This is a genomic window from Actinomadura mexicana, assembly GCF_900188105.1.
GTDB classification, from domain to species: Bacteria; Actinomycetota; Actinomycetes; order Streptosporangiales; family Streptosporangiaceae; genus Spirillospora; species Spirillospora mexicana.
The window spans coordinates 141,796-157,344 of the sequence record NZ_FZNP01000015.1 but is presented as its reverse complement, the minus strand read 5'-3'; the positions used below and the strand labels follow the sequence as shown (position 1 = coordinate 157,344).

The 15,549-nt window shown below is 73.6% G+C and carries 15 protein-coding genes; 12 read left to right on the top strand and 3 right to left on the bottom strand.

Features of this window, described 5'->3' with window-relative positions; translation table 11 throughout:
- The first annotated feature begins 1 nt into the window (after position 1).
- The 7 genes from CHC11_RS31695 to CHC11_RS31665 all read left to right on the top strand — a co-directional run bounded on the left by CHC11_RS31695 (position 2) and on the right by CHC11_RS31665 (position 7,507).
- Positions 2 to 253, top strand: a complete 252-nt coding sequence (locus CHC11_RS31695) for a glutaredoxin family protein (protein ID WP_089315528.1) — start codon at positions 2 to 4, stop codon at positions 251 to 253.
- A gap of 235 nt (positions 254 to 488) precedes the next feature.
- Entirely contained in the window at positions 489 to 1,229 is a 741-nt protein-coding gene (locus tag CHC11_RS31690; protein WP_089315527.1) for a redox-sensing transcriptional repressor Rex, read from the top strand.
- Between the two features lie 148 nt (positions 1,230 to 1,377).
- A complete protein-coding gene (locus CHC11_RS31685; RefSeq protein ID WP_342750022.1) occupies positions 1,378 to 3,063 on the top strand; it encodes a glutamyl-tRNA reductase in 1,686 nt (561 codons plus the stop codon).
- Positions 3,060 to 3,980: a hydroxymethylbilane synthase gene (gene hemC / locus CHC11_RS31680; protein ID WP_089315526.1), complete on the top strand. Its 921-nt coding sequence runs from the start codon at positions 3,060 to 3,062 to the stop codon at positions 3,978 to 3,980. The genes CHC11_RS31685 and hemC overlap by 4 nt, the downstream gene beginning before the upstream one ends.
- Before the next feature lie 206 nt (positions 3,981 to 4,186).
- On the top strand, positions 4,187 to 5,716 hold the full coding sequence (locus tag CHC11_RS31675; protein ID WP_281258396.1) for a bifunctional uroporphyrinogen-III C-methyltransferase/uroporphyrinogen-III synthase: 1,530 nt from the start codon (positions 4,187 to 4,189) through the stop codon (positions 5,714 to 5,716).
- Positions 5,717 to 5,746: 30 nt separating this feature from the next.
- Positions 5,747 to 6,730 carry a porphobilinogen synthase gene (gene hemB, locus CHC11_RS31670; protein ID WP_089315524.1) on the top strand — a complete coding sequence of 328 codons (984 nt, stop codon included), beginning with the start codon at positions 5,747 to 5,749 and terminating at the stop codon, positions 6,728 to 6,730.
- Between the two features lie 132 nt (positions 6,731 to 6,862).
- Entirely contained in the window at positions 6,863 to 7,507 is a 645-nt protein-coding gene (locus tag CHC11_RS31665; protein ID WP_089315523.1) for a bifunctional DNA primase/polymerase, read from the top strand.
- Between the two features lie 37 nt (positions 7,508 to 7,544).
- Here the strand turns inward: CHC11_RS31665 and CHC11_RS31660 are convergent, their stop codons facing one another.
- Positions 7,545 to 9,248, bottom strand: coding sequence for a serine/threonine-protein kinase (locus CHC11_RS31660; RefSeq protein WP_179279101.1), 1,704 nt, complete (start codon positions 9,246 to 9,248; stop codon positions 7,545 to 7,547).
- A gap of 87 nt (positions 9,249 to 9,335) precedes the next feature.
- Here CHC11_RS31660 and hemL point away from each other — a divergent pair, with 87 nt between their 5' ends.
- Positions 9,336 to 10,634 (top strand): glutamate-1-semialdehyde 2,1-aminomutase, encoded by a 1,299-nt coding sequence (hemL, locus tag CHC11_RS31655; protein WP_089315521.1) that lies wholly within the window; start codon positions 9,336 to 9,338, stop codon positions 10,632 to 10,634.
- A 16-nt stretch (positions 10,635 to 10,650) separates the two neighbouring features.
- On the opposite strand, the gene CHC11_RS31650 is transcribed toward hemL, so the two are convergent.
- Positions 10,651 to 11,523, bottom strand: a complete 873-nt coding sequence (locus CHC11_RS31650) for a dihydrodipicolinate synthase family protein (RefSeq protein WP_089315520.1) — start codon at positions 11,521 to 11,523, stop codon at positions 10,651 to 10,653.
- Positions 11,524 to 11,528: 5 nt separating this feature from the next.
- Positions 11,529 to 12,479 carry an EamA family transporter gene (locus CHC11_RS31645; protein WP_089315519.1) on the bottom strand — a complete coding sequence of 317 codons (951 nt, stop codon included), beginning with the start codon at positions 12,477 to 12,479 and terminating at the stop codon, positions 11,529 to 11,531.
- 72 nt (positions 12,480 to 12,551) lie between these two features.
- Between CHC11_RS31645 and CHC11_RS31640 the strand changes: the two genes are divergently transcribed.
- The 4 genes from CHC11_RS31640 (at position 12,552) to CHC11_RS31625 (ending at position 15,549) form a co-directional block, all read left to right on the top strand.
- Entirely contained in the window at positions 12,552 to 13,481 is a 930-nt protein-coding gene (locus tag CHC11_RS31640) for a LysR family transcriptional regulator (protein ID WP_089315518.1), read from the top strand.
- Positions 13,482 to 13,488: 7 nt separating this feature from the next.
- Complete coding sequence (locus tag CHC11_RS31635; protein WP_089315517.1) at positions 13,489 to 14,127, top strand: histidine phosphatase family protein; 639 nt, start codon at positions 13,489 to 13,491, stop codon at positions 14,125 to 14,127.
- 79 nt (positions 14,128 to 14,206) lie between these two features.
- Positions 14,207 to 14,809 (top strand): TlpA family protein disulfide reductase, encoded by a 603-nt coding sequence (locus tag CHC11_RS31630; protein ID WP_245920001.1) that lies wholly within the window; start codon positions 14,207 to 14,209, stop codon positions 14,807 to 14,809.
- Positions 14,806 to 15,549: a cytochrome c biogenesis CcdA family protein gene (locus CHC11_RS31625; protein ID WP_089315516.1), complete on the top strand. Its 744-nt coding sequence runs from the start codon at positions 14,806 to 14,808 to the stop codon at positions 15,547 to 15,549. Before CHC11_RS31630 ends, CHC11_RS31625 begins: the two co-directional genes overlap by 4 nt.

Here is a 15,549-nt window from a genome sequence, read left to right as displayed (position 1 = left end):
CATGGCGCCCGACATCATGATCACGCTGCTCGGCAAGCCCGGCTGCCACCTGTGCGAGGACGCCCGCGCGGTGATCGAGCGCGTCGCCCGCGACCTCGACGTGCCGTGGGAGGAGCGCGACATCACGCGGTCCGAGCAGGACACCGAGCAGTACTGGGAGCAGATCCCCGTCACACTGATCAACGGCGTCCAGCACGACTTCTGGCGCGTCGACGAGGACCGCCTGCGCGCGGCCATCGCGGACCTGCGCTAGCCGCCCGCACCGGACCGTCCCTCCGCCACCGGCCATGCCGCCTGCCAGGGCATGTCCGGTTGGTCACACCCGGCTGCTTCCCAGCGCTTCGCCCGTATGCTGAAAAGCCCCTGATGGACGCCTTTCCGGGGCATCATCCGGAGCGCGGGCGGTCCGCCGAACCGGGGGGCGACTTTGTGCGCGTATTCACAAGGGCTTAGCCTGGGGGACACACCGTCGAGCCGAAGAGCAGGCCGTGACACCTCGACAGAACCGCCACCGCGACCGCGCGGGCCGCGGCATCCCCGAAGCCACCGTGGCGCGGCTCCCGGTCTACCTGCGGGCCCTCACCGGGCTCCAGGAGCGCGGCGTCGCGACCGTCTCCTCCGAGGAGCTCGCGGCCGCGGCCGGCGTCAACTCGGCCAAGCTCCGCAAGGACCTGTCCCACCTCGGCTCCTACGGGACCCGAGGCGTCGGCTACGAGGTGGAGTACCTCGTCTACCAGATCTCCCGCGAGCTCGGCCTCACCCAGGACTGGGTCGTCGCCATCATCGGCGTCGGCAACCTCGGCCGGGCCCTGGCCGGGTACGGCGGTTTCGCGTCCCGCGGCTTCCGCGTGGCGGGCCTGCTCGACGCCGACGAGTCCATCGTCGGCCAGGAGATCTCCGGCATGACGGTGGAGCACACCGACCGCCTGGAGGACATGATCGCCGGGCACGGGGTGTCCATCGCCGTGATCGCGACCCCGGCCGGCGCCGCCCAGGGGGTGTGCGACCGCGTGGTGGCCGCCGGCGTGACGAGCGTTCTGAACTTCGCCCCCGTGGTGCTGTCGGTGCCCGACGGAGTGGACGTGCGCAAGGTCGATCTGTCCATCGAGCTGCAGATTCTCGCGTTCCACGAGCAGCGCAAGGCGGGCGGGCCGGACGGCTCGGCCCCGCTGGCGTCCGCCGAGGCGCCGGCCGGCGCTGCGCAGTACGTGGAAACGGTGGAAGCATGAGGGGGACAAACCGGAGGGCGTGGAGGATCGCCCCCTTTCGAACGACGGCCATGAGTGGAGCGGACCAGGGGGCAGTGGACGGCCCCTTCTCGGCAGGAGCTCGCACGGCGCGGGTGGGCGGAGACTCGGAAGATGCTGGAGACGGCAAATGAGCATTCTGGTCGTAGGCCTCAGCCACCGGAGCGCGCCCGTGGCGGTGCTGGAGCGGGCCGCGGTCGCCGGTGACGATCTCGTCAAGTTGCTGCACGCCGTGCACGCCTCCCCGAACGTCGCCGAGGCGGCCATCGTCTCGACCTGCAACCGGGTCGAGATCTACGCGGTCGTCGGCAAGTTCCACGGCGGCGTCTCGGCGATCTCGGAGCTGCTGGCCCTGCACTCCGGCGTCCCGATGGACGACCTGTCGCGGCACCTGTACGTCCACTACGAGGAGCGGGCCGTCCAGCACGTGTTCGCGGTGGCGTGCGGGCTGGAGTCGATGGTCGTCGGCGAGGGGCAGATCCTCGGGCAGATCCGGCAGGCGTTCCGGCTGGCCCAGGAGGAGGGCACGCTCGGCCGCGACCTGCACGACGTCCTGCAGCAGTCGCTGCGGGTCGGCAAGCGCGCCCACCACGAGACGGGGATCGACAAGGCCGGCGCGTCGCTGGTCAGCGTGGGCCTGGACGTCGCCGCCCGGCACCTCGGCCCCCTCCGGGACGCCCGCGCGCTGGTGGTCGGCGCCGGTTCGATGAGCTCGCTGGCCGCCGCGACGCTGAGCCGCGCCGGGGCGCGCGAGATCGTGGTCGCCAACCGGACCCCCGCGCGGGCCGTACGCCTCGCCGAGTCGCTGGACGTCCCGTCCCGCGCGATCGAGCTGGCCGAGCTGGACGCGGCCCTCGCCGAGGCGGACCTCGTGGTGTCGTGCACCGGCGCCAGCGGGCTGGTGATCACTGCCGAGCAGCTGGCGGCCCAGGGGATCGGGGCGGACGGCCGGCGACGCTTCCTCCTCGACCTGGCGCTCCCGCACGACGTGGACCGCGAGGTCCGGACCCTGCCGGACGTCGAGCTGGCCGGCCTGGACGACCTGCGGACCGCGCAGGAGGCCGCGCGGGCCATCGGCCCGGAGGCGGTCGAGGCCGCGCGGCGGATCGTGTGCACGGAGGTCGAGGCGTTCCTCGGCGCCGCCCGCGCCGCCGCCGTCGCGCCCACCGTCGTCGCGCTGCGCAGCAAGGCGGCCGGGGTGGTGGAGGCCGAGCTGACCCGGCTGAGCGGGCGGCTGCCGGAGATGGACGTCCGGGCCCGCTATGAGATCGAGCAGACCGTGCGGCGCGTGGTGGACAAGCTCCTGCACGCGCCGACCGTCAAGGTCAAGGAGCTGGCGGCGGCGCCGGGCGGCGACTCCTACGCCGACGCGCTGCGCGAGCTGTTCGACCTGGACCCGAAGGCCCCCGAGGCGGTGGCCCGCGCGGACATGGGAGACGCCGACGTCCGCGACGGCGCCGCCTGGGATCCGAGCCCGGAGTGCGTGGAGGCCGACTGCGTCAGCCCCGCGTCCGGGCCGGGGCAGGACGCGTTGTCCGGCACCGCTTCCGCGGCGATGTCCGACGCCGTGTCCGAGGCGATGTCCGACGCCGTGTCCGAGGCGATGTCCGACGCCGTGTCCGCGGCGATGTCCGGCGCCGCCTCCGCGGCGATGTCCGGCGCCGCCTCCGCGGCGATGTCCGGCACCGCCTCCGCGGCGATGTCCGAGCCGCCGTCGGACGGCGTGAACGTCGAGACGGTGAACGCGCGGGCCGCGAGCGTGCGGGCGGTCAGCGCCCGCCACGCCGTCCCGGCGCACGAAGGAGACGAAGCGTGAGTACCGGGAGCAGGGGCCCGCTCCGGCTGGGCACCCGCAAGAGCCTGATGGCGACGACCCAGTCGCAGGGCGTCGCCGACGCGTTGTCGCGGCTCACGGGGCATGCGGTGGAGCTTGTCGGGGTAACGACGCAAGGTGATGTCTCCAAGGCCCTGCTCGCCCAGATCGGCGGGACGGGTGTGTTCGTCAACGCGCTCCGCGACAGGGTGCTGTCCGGCGAGGTGGACTTCGCGGTGCACTCGCTGAAGGACCTGCCGACGTCCGAGACGCCCGGGATCGTCCTCGCGGCCACCCCGGCCCGCGACGACGCGCGCGACGCCCTGTGCGGCCCCGCGAAGCTCGCCGACCTGCCGCGCGGCGCCCGGATCGGCACCGGCTCGCCGCGCCGCGTCGCGCAGCTGCGCGCGCTCCGCCCGGATCTGGAGATCATCCCCATCCGCGGCAACGCCGACACCCGGCTGCGCAAGGTCACCGACGGCGAGCTGGACGCCGTGGTCCTGGCGCACGCGGGCCTGAAGAGGATCGGCCGGCTGGACGCGGTGAGCGAGGTCTTCGACCCCGACCAGATGCTGCCCGCCCCGGGGCAGGGTTCGCTCGCGCTCGAATGTCGCGCCGACCGCGACGATCTGCGCGCCCTGCTCGGGACGATCGACGACGCCCCGACCAGGCGCGCCGTCACCGCCGAGCGGACGGTGCTGGCGGTGCTGGAGGCGGGCTGCTCCGCGCCCGTGGGAACATACGCTGCCGAAGTAGATGAAAAGCTGCATCTGACGGCGACCGTCGCGGCGTACGACGGCAGCCGGCAGGTGCGGCTGTCCGCAAGCGGCCACCCGGACGCCGCGGAGCAGCTCGGACGCGATCTCGCGGACCGGCTGCTCGCGCAGGGGGCCGACCAGTTGATGGGGGAACGCGAGTGAGCCCCGCCGCGAAGAGCGCCACGCCGAAGACGACCGCCGACCAGACTTCCGCCGACCAGACCACCGCCGACGAGACCACCGCCGACGAGACCACCGCCGAGACGACCACCGCCGACACGACAGTCCCGCCCGCGAAGACCGGCGGGCCCGCGAAGAGCGCGGCTCCGGCCGCGCCGCGCCGGACGGCCGGGCCGGGGACGGTCGCGATCGTCGGGATGGGGCCGGGCGACCCCGGCCTGCTGACCCTGCGCGCCGCCGCCGAGCTGGAGCGCGCCGACACCGTCGTCGTGAGCCGCGCCCACTGCCCGGCCGAGATCCTGACCCACTGCCGCCCGGACGCCGAGATCCTCGACACGGCGGACGGCGACCCGGTGAAGCTCGCCGCGCGGGCCGCCAAGGCGGGGCGCCGGGTCGTCCGGCTGTTCCGCGGCGACCCGGGGGTGGCCTGCAACTACGCCGCCGAGGGCGGTGCGCTGGCCAAGGCGGGCGTCCCGTTCGAGGTGGTGCCGGGCGTGTCCTCGGTGACCGCCGTGCCCGGGTACGCGGGGATCCCGCTGACCGACGCCGCGAACCGCGAGATCCGCGTCGTCGACGCCTCCGAGGGCGGCGTCGACTGGGAGCGGTTCGCCGCCCCCGACGCCACCCTGGTCGTCCTCGGCGCCGAGGGCGCGGTCGCCGAGGTCGCCAAGGGCCTGGTCGCGGCGGGACGGCCGGACTCCACCCCGGCCGCGATGACGAGCCTCGGCACCACCACCGAGCAGGAGACCGTCGTCTCCACGCTGAGCAGGCTGGCGTCCGACACCAAGGGCATGGAGGCGCCCGCCCTGATCATCGTCGGGGACGTGGTGAACTGGCGCGACAGGCTGTCCTGGTTCGAGACCAAGCCGCTGTTCGGCTGGCGGGTCCTCGTGCCGCGCACCAAGGAGCAGGCCGCCTCCCTGTCGGACCAGCTCCGCGGGTACGGGGCCGTCCCGGACGAGGTCCCGACGATCTCCGTCGAGCCGCCGCGCACGCCCCAGCAGATGGAGCGGGCCGTGAAGGGCCTGGTCACCGGCCGGTACGAGTGGGTGGTGTTCACCTCCACGAACGCGGTGAAGGCGATCCGGGAGAAGTTCACCGACTACGGCCTGGACGCCCGCGCGTTCGCCGGGCTGAAGGTCGCCGCCGTCGGCGAGCAGACCGCCGCCGCGCTGGTGGAGTTCGGCGTCCACCCGGACCTGACCCCGTCCGGCGAGCAGTCCGGCGAGGGCCTGGCCGAGGAGTGGCCGCCCTACGACGAGGACCTCGACCCCATCAACCGGGTCCTGCTGCCGCGCGCCGACATCGCCACCGACGTGCTCATCGCCCGGCTCACCGAGCTCGGCTGGGAGTGCGAGGACGTGACCGCCTACCGGACGGTCCGGGCCGCGCCGCCGCCCGCGCCGATCCGCGAGGCGATCAAGGGCGGCGGGTTCGACGCCGTGCTGTTCACCTCGTCCTCCACGGTGAAGAACCTGATCGGGATCGCGGGCAAGCCCCACAACGTGACCGTGATCGCCGTGATCGGGCCGCAGACCGCCAAGACGGCCGAGGAGTACGGGCTGCGCGTCGACGTCATGGCGGAGAAGCCGTCGGTATCGGCTCTCGCGGAGGCGCTCGCCGAGTACGGTGCCAAGCGGAGGGCGGCCCAGATCGAGGCGGGGGACCCCCTCCGCAAGCCCAGCCAGATGCGCCGGGGCGCCCGTCGCCGGAAGTAGGCCCCGGCAAGCCGAGACACAAGAGGGATCATGTCTGCACAGTTCCCCGCCGCACGCCCGCGGCGGTTGCGGCGCACGCCCGCCCTGCGGCGGCTCGTCGCCGAGACCCGGCTCAGCCCCGCAGAGCTGGTGCTGCCCGTGTTCGTCAAGGAGGGCATCTCCGAGGCGCAGCCGGTCGCGTCCATGCCGGGCGTGTTCCAGCACACCCGCGACAGCCTGCGCAAGGCCGCGCACGAGGCGGCCGAGGCCGGCGTCGGCGGCCTCATCCTGTTCGGCGTTCCGGCCGTGAAGGACGGAGCGGGCTCCGCCGCCGACGACCCGGACGGCATCGTCCAGCAGGCGCTGCGCGACCTGAGGTCAGACCTGGGCGACGCGATCGTGGTCATGACCGACCTGTGCCTGGACGAGTACACCGACCACGGGCACTGCGGCGTCCTCACCGCGTCCGGGGAGATCGACAACGACGCCACGCTGGAGCGGTACGCCTCCATCGCCCTCGCCCAGGCCGAGGCGGGCTCGGCGGTCCTCGGCCCGTCCGGGATGATGGACGGCCAGGTCGGTGCGATCCGCGAGGCCCTGGACGGTGCGGGCCACTCCGACATCGCGATCATGGGGTACTCGGTGAAGTACGCCTCCGCCTACTACGGCCCGTTCCGCGAGGCCGCCGAGTGCGCCCCGCGGTTCGGCGACCGGGCCACCCACCAGCAGGACCCGGCCAACGCCGACGAGTCGCTCCGCGAGGTCTTCCTCGACCTCGACGAGGGCGCCGACATGGTCATGGTCAAGCCCGCGGGCGCCTACCTCGACATCGTGCGCCGCGTCCGCGACGCCGTCGACGTCCCCGTGGTCGCCTACCAGGTGAGCGGCGAGTACGCGATGATCGAGGCCGCCGCCGAGAAGGGCTGGATCGACCGCGAGCGCACGATCATGGAGTCGCTGGTGTCGATCCGCCGCGCCGGCGCCGACATCGTCCTCACCTACTGGGCCACCGAGGTCGCCCGCCGACTGGCCTAGTTCACCCTTCGACCACCTCCCCTCTAGTCACTTAGGGTCGTATTACCGGGGTTGCCGTGTCCGGAGTTCGTCCCGGCGGGCATCATCGTCAACCAGGAACCCACGTGCGACCTTGGGTATTGGGGGGCGGAGATGCTGGCGGTCTCGGGGAGCAGGCGACAGCGGGCGGCGCGCGACCGGGTGGCCGCGGCGGCGCGGGAGTACGCCGATCTGGGGTGGCCCTGCTATCCCGGGGCCCACCCCCCGGCGGGCGGCGACCGGGCGTGTTCGTGCGACCGGCTCGGCTGTCCCGACCCGGGCGCGCATCCGGTGTCGGCCGCCTGGGCGCACCTGGCGAGCGTCGACGCGGCCGTGATCAAACGCTGGTGGGCCGAGCGGCCGCAGGCCAACATCATCCTGCCGACGGGCCGGGTGTTCGACGTGTTCGACGTACCGGCCGCGGCCGGGACCATCGCCCTCGACCGGATCGAACGGGACGACCTCCCCGTCGGTCCGGTCGCGTCTTTCGGGGGCGACCGGCACCTGTTCTTCGTCGCCACGCGCGGCGCGCCCGTCGACGAGGACGAGTGGTGGTCCTGCCAGCTGGACTGCTCGCCGGAGGACGTCGCCGAGACGCCGGGCATGCGGTGGCACTGCCGCGACAGCTACGTCGTCGCGCCGCCGTCCGTCCTGCCGAACGGGCGCGAGGCGGCCTGGCTGCGCCCGCCGTCCCGCGGCCCGTTGCCCGACCCGCTGCGCCTCCTGGAGGTGCTCTCGGACGCCTGCGAGGGCGCCTAGCCGCTCATGCGGATGCCTCCGGCGAGCAGGGCGCCCCTCAGCGGGGCGCCTTGATGGGGGCCTTGCGGCCCCAGCCGCTGTAGGAGCCGCGCTGCATCTGGTTGCGGCCCTTCTCGGGCCCGGCGCGCACCCAGAACTTCACGGGGCGGTAGCCGGCGTCGAGCTTGACGGCGAACGCGATCTGCTGCGCGCCCGTGGCCTGCGCCATCTGCGCGTACAGCGGTCCGACGCCGGGCGCCTGCGCCAGCTTCGCGGCGGGCGCCTCGCCCTCGTAGACCGCTCCAGATCTGCTGAGCTTCGTCGCCGACCGCAGCAGCGTCGTCAGGTTCGCGACCGAGCCGCCCTGGCGCACCTGGTCGCCGGCGGCCGGGTAGCCGCGGCCTCCGAGCGGCGACTGCCGCCACTTCTTGCCGGCGCGGACGTACAGCCGGTCCTGGACGATGACGGCCCGGACCGGCTTGCGCGCCGCGCCCGTGCCCGCCAGCGTCAGGGTGTAGGACGGCGCCGCGCCCTGCACCAGCCCGATCGTCCCCTGGCCGGTGACGGGGAAGCCGCAGCAGCCGGCCTGGCGGTAGCTGAACGCGGCGCCGGGCGTCCTGGCGACGGCCTGGTCGATGCGGGCGACGAGCGGCGCGGGGTCGACGCCGCCGACCGGCAGCGTCGGCTGCGGGCTGCTGCTCTGCGCGGGCGTCGGCTCGGGCGGCTGCTTGTCACCGCCGAGCGAGGTGCCGTCCTTGAGCAGGACCGCCGCGCCCGCCCCGGCGGCGACGAGCACGACGGCGACGGCGGCGACCACCCAGCGCGTCCGGGACCGCCCGCCGCTCTTCGGCCCGGCGACGACCGGCGTGCGGCCGCTGCTGCGGGACGGCTTCGCCTTCGGCGGCTCGGGCCGCTGCGCGGCCTGCGCGGCGAGCTCGGTGACGCGGCCGCGGCCCTGCGCCTCCCAGGACGGCCCGTAGGCGGAGACGGCGGCGTCCTCCAGCGCGCCGAGGAAGTCGGCGGCGGACTTCGGGCGCTTCTCCGGCTCCTTGGCCAGGCCCTGGTGGATCAGGTCGCGCAGCGGCCCCGGAACCTCCTCGGCGGGGATCGGCGCCTCGCGGTGCTGCCGCGCCATGTTGCGGCCCGCGTACGGGGGCCGCCCGGTGAGGCACTCGTAGAAGATCGCGGTGGCGGCGTACAGGTCGGCGGCGACGGTGGCGGGCGCGCCGTCCCACAGCTCGGGGGCCGCGTACGGCGGGCCGTGCTGCGCCTCGGTGCCCGGGGGCGCCGTCGCGAAGTCGGCGAGGCGGGCGTTGCCCTCGGCGTCGACCAGGATGTTCGCGGGGCGCATCGAGCCGTGGACGAGATCGTGCTCGTGCGCGGCGGCGAGGCCGAGGAGCGTTCCGCCCAGCATCGACAGCGCCGCGAGGGGACCGCTCGGGCCCTGCGCGGCGAGCATCCGCCGCAGGCTCACGCCCTCGACGTGCTGCATCACGATCGCGGCGCCGTCGGCGTTCTCCACGAAGTCGTAGAGGTCGACCACGTTCGGGTCTTCCAGTTGGGACAGGCCTCGTGCCGCCACGCGGTAGCGCGCGAGAAACGCCTCGTCGGCGCCGAGCGCCGTGTCGAGGTATTTGATCGCGACCCGCGTGCCGGTCATGTCGTCGACCGCCAGCACTACCCGGCCCGAGGCTCCGCCGCCCAGTTCGCGTTCGTGGGTGAACCCCGGGACCGTCCAGCCGTTGACCACGGTGAAAGCCATCCCTCCGATGTCGTACTTGGTGGAATATCGGCCCATACGCCACCGGGTCAAGGCAAGTCGCCGAACTGCAACTGAGAGACTGCAACCGTGACTGACTTCGATCGCTCCCGGCAGTTGTTCGACCGTTCCGCCGCCGTTGTTCCCGGCGGCGTCAACTCCCCGGTCCGGGCCTTCGGCGCCGTAGGCGGGACGCCCCGTTTCATGGCGTCCGGGCGTGGTCCGTACCTTACCGACGTCGACGGGACCACATACGTCGACCTCGTATGCTCGTGGGGCCCAATGATCCTCGGGCACGCGCATCCGGCCGTGGTGGAGGCGGTCCGGGACGCGGCCGGGCGCGGCACGTCCTACGGCGCGCCGACCGAGGGCGAGGTGGAGCTCGCCGAGGAGATCGTGTCCCGCACGGCGGCGGCCAAGGTCCGGCTGGTCAACTCGGGGACCGAGGCGACGATGTCGGCGATCCGGCTGGCCCGCGGGTTCACCGGCCGCACCAAGATCATGAAGTTCGCGGGCTGCTACCACGGCCACGTCGACTCGCTGCTCGCCGCGGCGGGCTCCGGCGTCGCCACGTTCGGGCTCCCCGACACGCCGGGCGTGACCGGCGCGACCACGGCCGACACGCTGATCCTCCCCTACAACGACGTCACGGCCGTGGAGACGGCCTTCCACGACCACGGCAACGACGTCGCCTGCGTGATCACCGAGGCGGTGCCGTGCAACATGGGCGTGGTCCCGCCGCTGGCCGGGTTCAACGCGCTGCTCAAGCGGCTGTGCGAGCGCTACGGGGCGCTGCTGGTGATCGACGAGGTGCTCACCGGGTTCCGGGCGTCGCGGTCCGGATGGTTCGGGATCGAGGGCGTGCCGGGCGACCTGATGACCTTCGGCAAGGTGATGGGCGGCGGGCTGCCCGCCGCCGCGTTCGGCGGGCGCGCCGACGTCATGGACCACCTCGCCCCCGCCGGGCCCGTCTACCAGGCCGGGACCCTGTCGGGGAACCCGCTGGCCACCGCCGCCGGGCTCGCCACGCTGCGCGGCGCGACGGACGAGGTGTACGCCGCGATCGACCGCTCGGCGCAGATCGTGTCCAAGGCCGCGTCCGAGGCGCTGGAGCGCGAGGGCGTCCCGCACTCGCTGCAGAACGCCGGGAACCTCTTCTCGATCTTTTTCACCGACGGCGTGGTGGGCGACTTCGCCGCGGCGCAGCGCCAGGACCCCAAGGCGTACGCCGCCTTCTTCCACGCCGCCCTGGAGCGCGGGGTGTACCTGCCGCCCTCGGCGTACGAGGTGTGGTTCCTGTCGGCCGCGCACGACGACGAGGCTCTGGAACGCGTCCTGGAGGCCCTTCCGCACGCCGCACGCGCCGCCGCCCGAGCGGCGGGGTCCTGAGGGGCGGAACGGCGCCCTAGAACGGCAGGCGGCGGAGAGACTTCAAGGCGGCGACGACCGATTCGCGGCGCGGTGCGTGCAGGGGAGCGCGCACCGCGGGGTCGTCGATCAGCCCCTCGTCGGCCAGGCATGCCTTGAGGACGGCCGGGGACGGCTCGCTGAACAGCGCCTCCGCCATCGGCAGCAGGGCGTTGTGAAACGTCAGCGCGCGCGCCGCGTTCCCCTCCCGCGTGGCTCGCGCCATGGCGGTGTAGGCGGCCGGGGCGAGGCACGCGCACGCGGCGACGCCGCCCGCCGCGCCGAGCTGGAGCATGGGGTAGATGCAGGCGTCGTCCCCGGACAGGATCGCCTTGCCGGGGTTGGCCGCCAGCATGGCGAGGGTGTCCTGGTCGATGGCGCCCGCGCAGTGCTTCAGGCCGGCGACGCAGTCGAGCGAGAGGATCGCGAGGAGGGCGTCGGCGGACAGGGGCTTCGCCGTCCGGTACGGCACGTTGTACGGGATCAGCGGGACGTCCACGGCCGCGCCGACGGCGGCGAAGTGGTCGATCACGCCCTCCTCCGACGGCCGCAGGTAGTAGGGGACGACGACGAGCAGCGCGTCGGCGAGCGGGGCGCGCTCGCGGGCCTGCCGGATCGAGTCCTCGGTGCCCATCGTCCCGGCGCCCACCGTCAGCGGCGTCCCGTGCTCGATCGAGACGGCCCGGCACACCTCCAGCACCGTCCGCTGCTCGGCGGCGCTCAGCAGCGCGGCCTCGCCGGTGGTGCCGAGCGCGACCAGGCCGTCCGCGCCGTTCTCCAGGCAGTGGCGGGCGAGGCGTTCGAGGGACTTGGCGTCCACCTCGCCGGAGCCGGTGAACGGCGTGACGAGCGACGCGTGGATTCCGTGCATGGATCTCACCTCGTTCGGGCGGCCGGCGCGGAGGGCGCGGGCGGCGCGGGTGGTGCGGGTGGTGCGGGGACGCTCCGGGTGCGGGACCGCGGCCGGACGCTGCCGGCGGCGACCCCCGCGATGATCAGGGCGGCGCCGGCGAGCCGGACCGCGTCCACGTGCTCGCCCAGCAGCAGGGCCGCCGAGACGAGCCCGAACGGCGGGACGAGCAGCGAGTACATGGCGACCGTGCCGACCTCGTAGCGGCGGATCAGCCACGCCCATCCGCCGAAGCAGAACAGCGTGGCGACGTAGGCGATGAACGCCAGCGAGGCCACCCCGGCGAACGAGAGGTGGTGCGCCGCCTCCGGCAGGGCCCCCGGCCCCTCGAAGATCAGCGACAGGGCGAGCAGGGGGAGCGGCGGCACCAGCGACATCCACACCATGAAAGCGAACGCGTCGACCGGCTCCCCGGTGGACTGGTTCATCCCCCGCATGGCGACGTTCGCCAGACCCCAGGCGGCGGCGCCGCCGAGGCAGACCAGGAACGCCCCCACCGGGCTTCCGCCCTCGCCCTGCGCGACGCCGAGCAGCGTGATGCCGGCGAACGCGACGACCATCCCGGCGATCTGGCGGCTCCCGACGCGCTCGCCCAGCAGCACGCCCGCGAACAGCGCCGTGAAGACCGCCTGCACCTGGAGCACGACCGACGCCAGGCCGGCGGGCATGCCCATGTTCATGCCGAGGAACAGCAGGCCGAACTGCCCCACGCCGAGCGGGACGCCGACCAGGACGAACCAGCGCGCGGCGACCGGCGGGCGGCGGACGAGGAAGACCGCGGGCACCGCCGCGGCGGTGAACCGCAGCGCTGCCATCAGCAGCGGCGGGAAGTCGTCCAGGGCCACCTTGATGGGCACGAAGTTGAAGCCCCACAGCGCGGCGATCAGGGTGGCCAGCAGGACGTGGCGCGATCTCATGCCTCGATCGTGAGGAAACACTTGCTTTAGGACAAGCGAGAACTTCTTGACACCTCGTTTTAGTATTGCTTCATGCTTGATCTGGAACGGCTGCGGGCCCTGCACTCGGTCGCGACGTACGGCTCGGTCAGCGCCGCCGCGGACGTCCTCCACGTCACCACGTCCGCCGTGTCCCAGCAGCTGGCGAAGCTGGAGCGGGAGACCGGGCAGAAGCTCCTGGAGCGCAACGGCCGCGGCGTCCGCCTCACCGACGCCGCCGAGCTGCTCGTCGCGCACGCCGAGCGGATCCTGTCGCTCGTCGAGCAGGCGCAGGCCGACCTGGAGGCGCACCGCGGCTCCGTCGTGGGCCAGCTCACCGTCGCCTCGTTCCCGACCGCGATCCGCGGGCTGATGCCCGCCGCGCTGCGCGCCCTGCGCGCCGACCACCCCGATCTGCGCGTCCTGCTCCGCGAGGAGGACCCCATGCGCAGCATGCCGCTCGTCCAGCGCGGAGACCTCGACATGGCCGTCGTCCAGGACTGGAACAACGAGCCGCTCCCGCTCCCCGAGGGCCTGCACAAGGGCGTCATCTGCGAGGACGTCGCGGACGCGGCGCTGCCCGCGGGCCACGAGCTGGCCGGGCGCGACACGATCGACCTCAAGGAGCTCGCCGGGGACCCGTGGATCAGTTCCTCGCCCGACAGCATCTGCTGCGACTGGCTGCTGCGCACGCTGCGCGCGATCGACAGCGAACCGAGGATCGACCACATGGCCTACGAGTTCGCCACCCAGCTCTCCCTGGTCGCCGCCGGGCTCGGCAACGTCATCCTGCCCCGCCTCGGCCGCTGCGACGTCCCGCCGGGCGTCGCGATCGTCCCGCTCTCGGCCCCGCTGTCGCGCCGCGTCTACGCTGTCTGGCGCGAGGAGGCGGCCCGCCGCCCCGCGATCCGCGCCGCCGTGACCGCCCTGCGCGCCGCCGTCCCGGCCGGTGGCGGGGAGGAGGCGGCGGCGCGGGTAATCTGACGACGCCATGACTGACACGACGATCGTTCACCTCCTGCGGCACGGCGAGGTGCACAACCCCGAGCGCATCCTCTACGGGCGGCTGCCCGGTTACCGCCTCAGCGAGGACGGCGTCCTCATGGCGAAGGCCGCCTCCCGGTGGTTCGCCGACAGGGACGTCACCGCGCTGTTCTCCTCGCCCATGCAGCGGGCGCTGGAGACGGCCGCGCCGCTGGCCGACGCGCTCGGCCTGCCCGTCACGGTGGACGACCGCCTGATCGAGGCCGGCAACCACTTCGAGGGGCTCACGTTCGGGGTGGGGACCGGCTCGCTGCGCCGCCCCGAGCACTGGCGCCACCTCGTCAACCCGTTCCGGCCGTCCTGGGGCGAGCCGTACAAGCTGCTCGTCGCCCGGATGCGCGGCGCCGTCATCAGGGCCCGGGAGACGGCCCGCGGTCACGAGGCCGTCTGCGTCAGCCACCAGTTGCCGATCTGGATCCTGCGGCTGCACGCCGAGCACCGCCGGCTCTGGCACCATCCGGCCCGCCGGGAGTGCTCGCTCGCCAGCCTCACGAGCCTGACCTTCGAGGGCAGCCGGCTGGTGGAGGTCGCCTACCACGAGCCCGCCGCCGGGATCGCGACGGGCCCCGATGTCGCGGGCGCCTGACCGCACCGCTAAGTTTGTACTACATCCTGTAGTACTCCGCGTCCTGTACTGAACGCCCTGTCGCACCGAGGAGGGGCACGTGTACCCCCGCCGCATCTCACCCTCGCGCGCTCCCTTCCGCGCGGGCGCCGCCGTCGCGCTCTGCGGCCTGCTCGCGGGCTGCGCCGGCACCGGCGCAGCGGACGGCGGGCCCGACGGCGGCGACAACCGCTTCATCTCCGGCGACGGCAACGTCACCGAGTACAAGGCGGCGCAGCGCAAGAGCCTCGCGAACGTCACCGGGGAACGGCTCGACGGCGCGTCCTTCAAGCTGGCCGACCTCAGGGGCAAGGTCGTCGTCGTCAACTTCTGGGCGTCGTGGTGCGCGCCCTGCCGGGGCGAGGCGCCGTCCCTCCAGCACGTCTACGACGGGAAGAAGGCGCAGGGGGTGGAGTTCCTCGGCGTCAACTTCAAGGACTCCAAGCCCAACGCGCAGGCGTTCGAGCGCAAGTTCAAGGTCACCTACCCGAGCCTCTTCGACACCGACGGCCGCGTCACGCTGGCCTTTCGGGAGGTCCCGCCGAGCGCGATCCCGAGCACGCTCGTCCTGGACCGGCAGGGCCGCGTCGCCGCCCGCATCATCGGCGCGACGACGTTCACCAAGCTGGACCCCCTGGTCGGCAAGGTCCTCGCGGAGAAGTGAGCTCCCTGGACGAGACGGTCGTGAGCGGGTCGCTGGTGGCGGCGGCGCCGCTCGCGGCCCTCGCCGGTCTCGTCTCGTTCGCCTCGCCGTGCGTCCTGCCGCTCGTGCCGGGCTACCTGTCGTACGTGACGGGCATGACCGGCGCCGATCTCGCCGAGCAGCGGCGGGGGCGGCTCCTCGCCGGGGTCCTGCTGTTCGTCGCCGGGTTCAGCGTCGTCTTCGTCAGCTACGGCGCGGTCTTCGGCGGGCTCGGACGGTGGCTGCTGGAGTACCAGGACACCATCACCCGCGTCCTCGGCGTCATCACGATCGTGTTCGGCCTGGCGTTCATGGGCTTCGTCCCCGGGCTCCAGCGGACGGTGAGGTCCGGGCGCCTCCCGGCGGCCGGGCTCGCCGGGGCGCCGCTCCTCGGCGTCCTGTTCGGGCTGGGCTGGACGCCGTGCATCGGCCCGACGCTCGGCGCGGTGCAGGGGCTGGCGATCAGCGAGGCCAGCGCCGGGCGGGGCGCGCTGCTGTCGCTGGCGTACTGCGCGGGCCTCGGGCTGCCGTTCGTGGCCACCGCGATCGCCTACCGTAGGGCACTCGGCGCGTTCGGCGCCGTGAAGCGCCACTACCCCCTGGTCATGCGGATCGGCGGGGGGATGCTCGTCCTCATAGGGGTGCTGCTCGTGAGCGGCCTGTGGGGTGACCTGACCATCGAGCTGAGGTCGTGGATCAGCGGCTTCGAACCGGTGATGTGA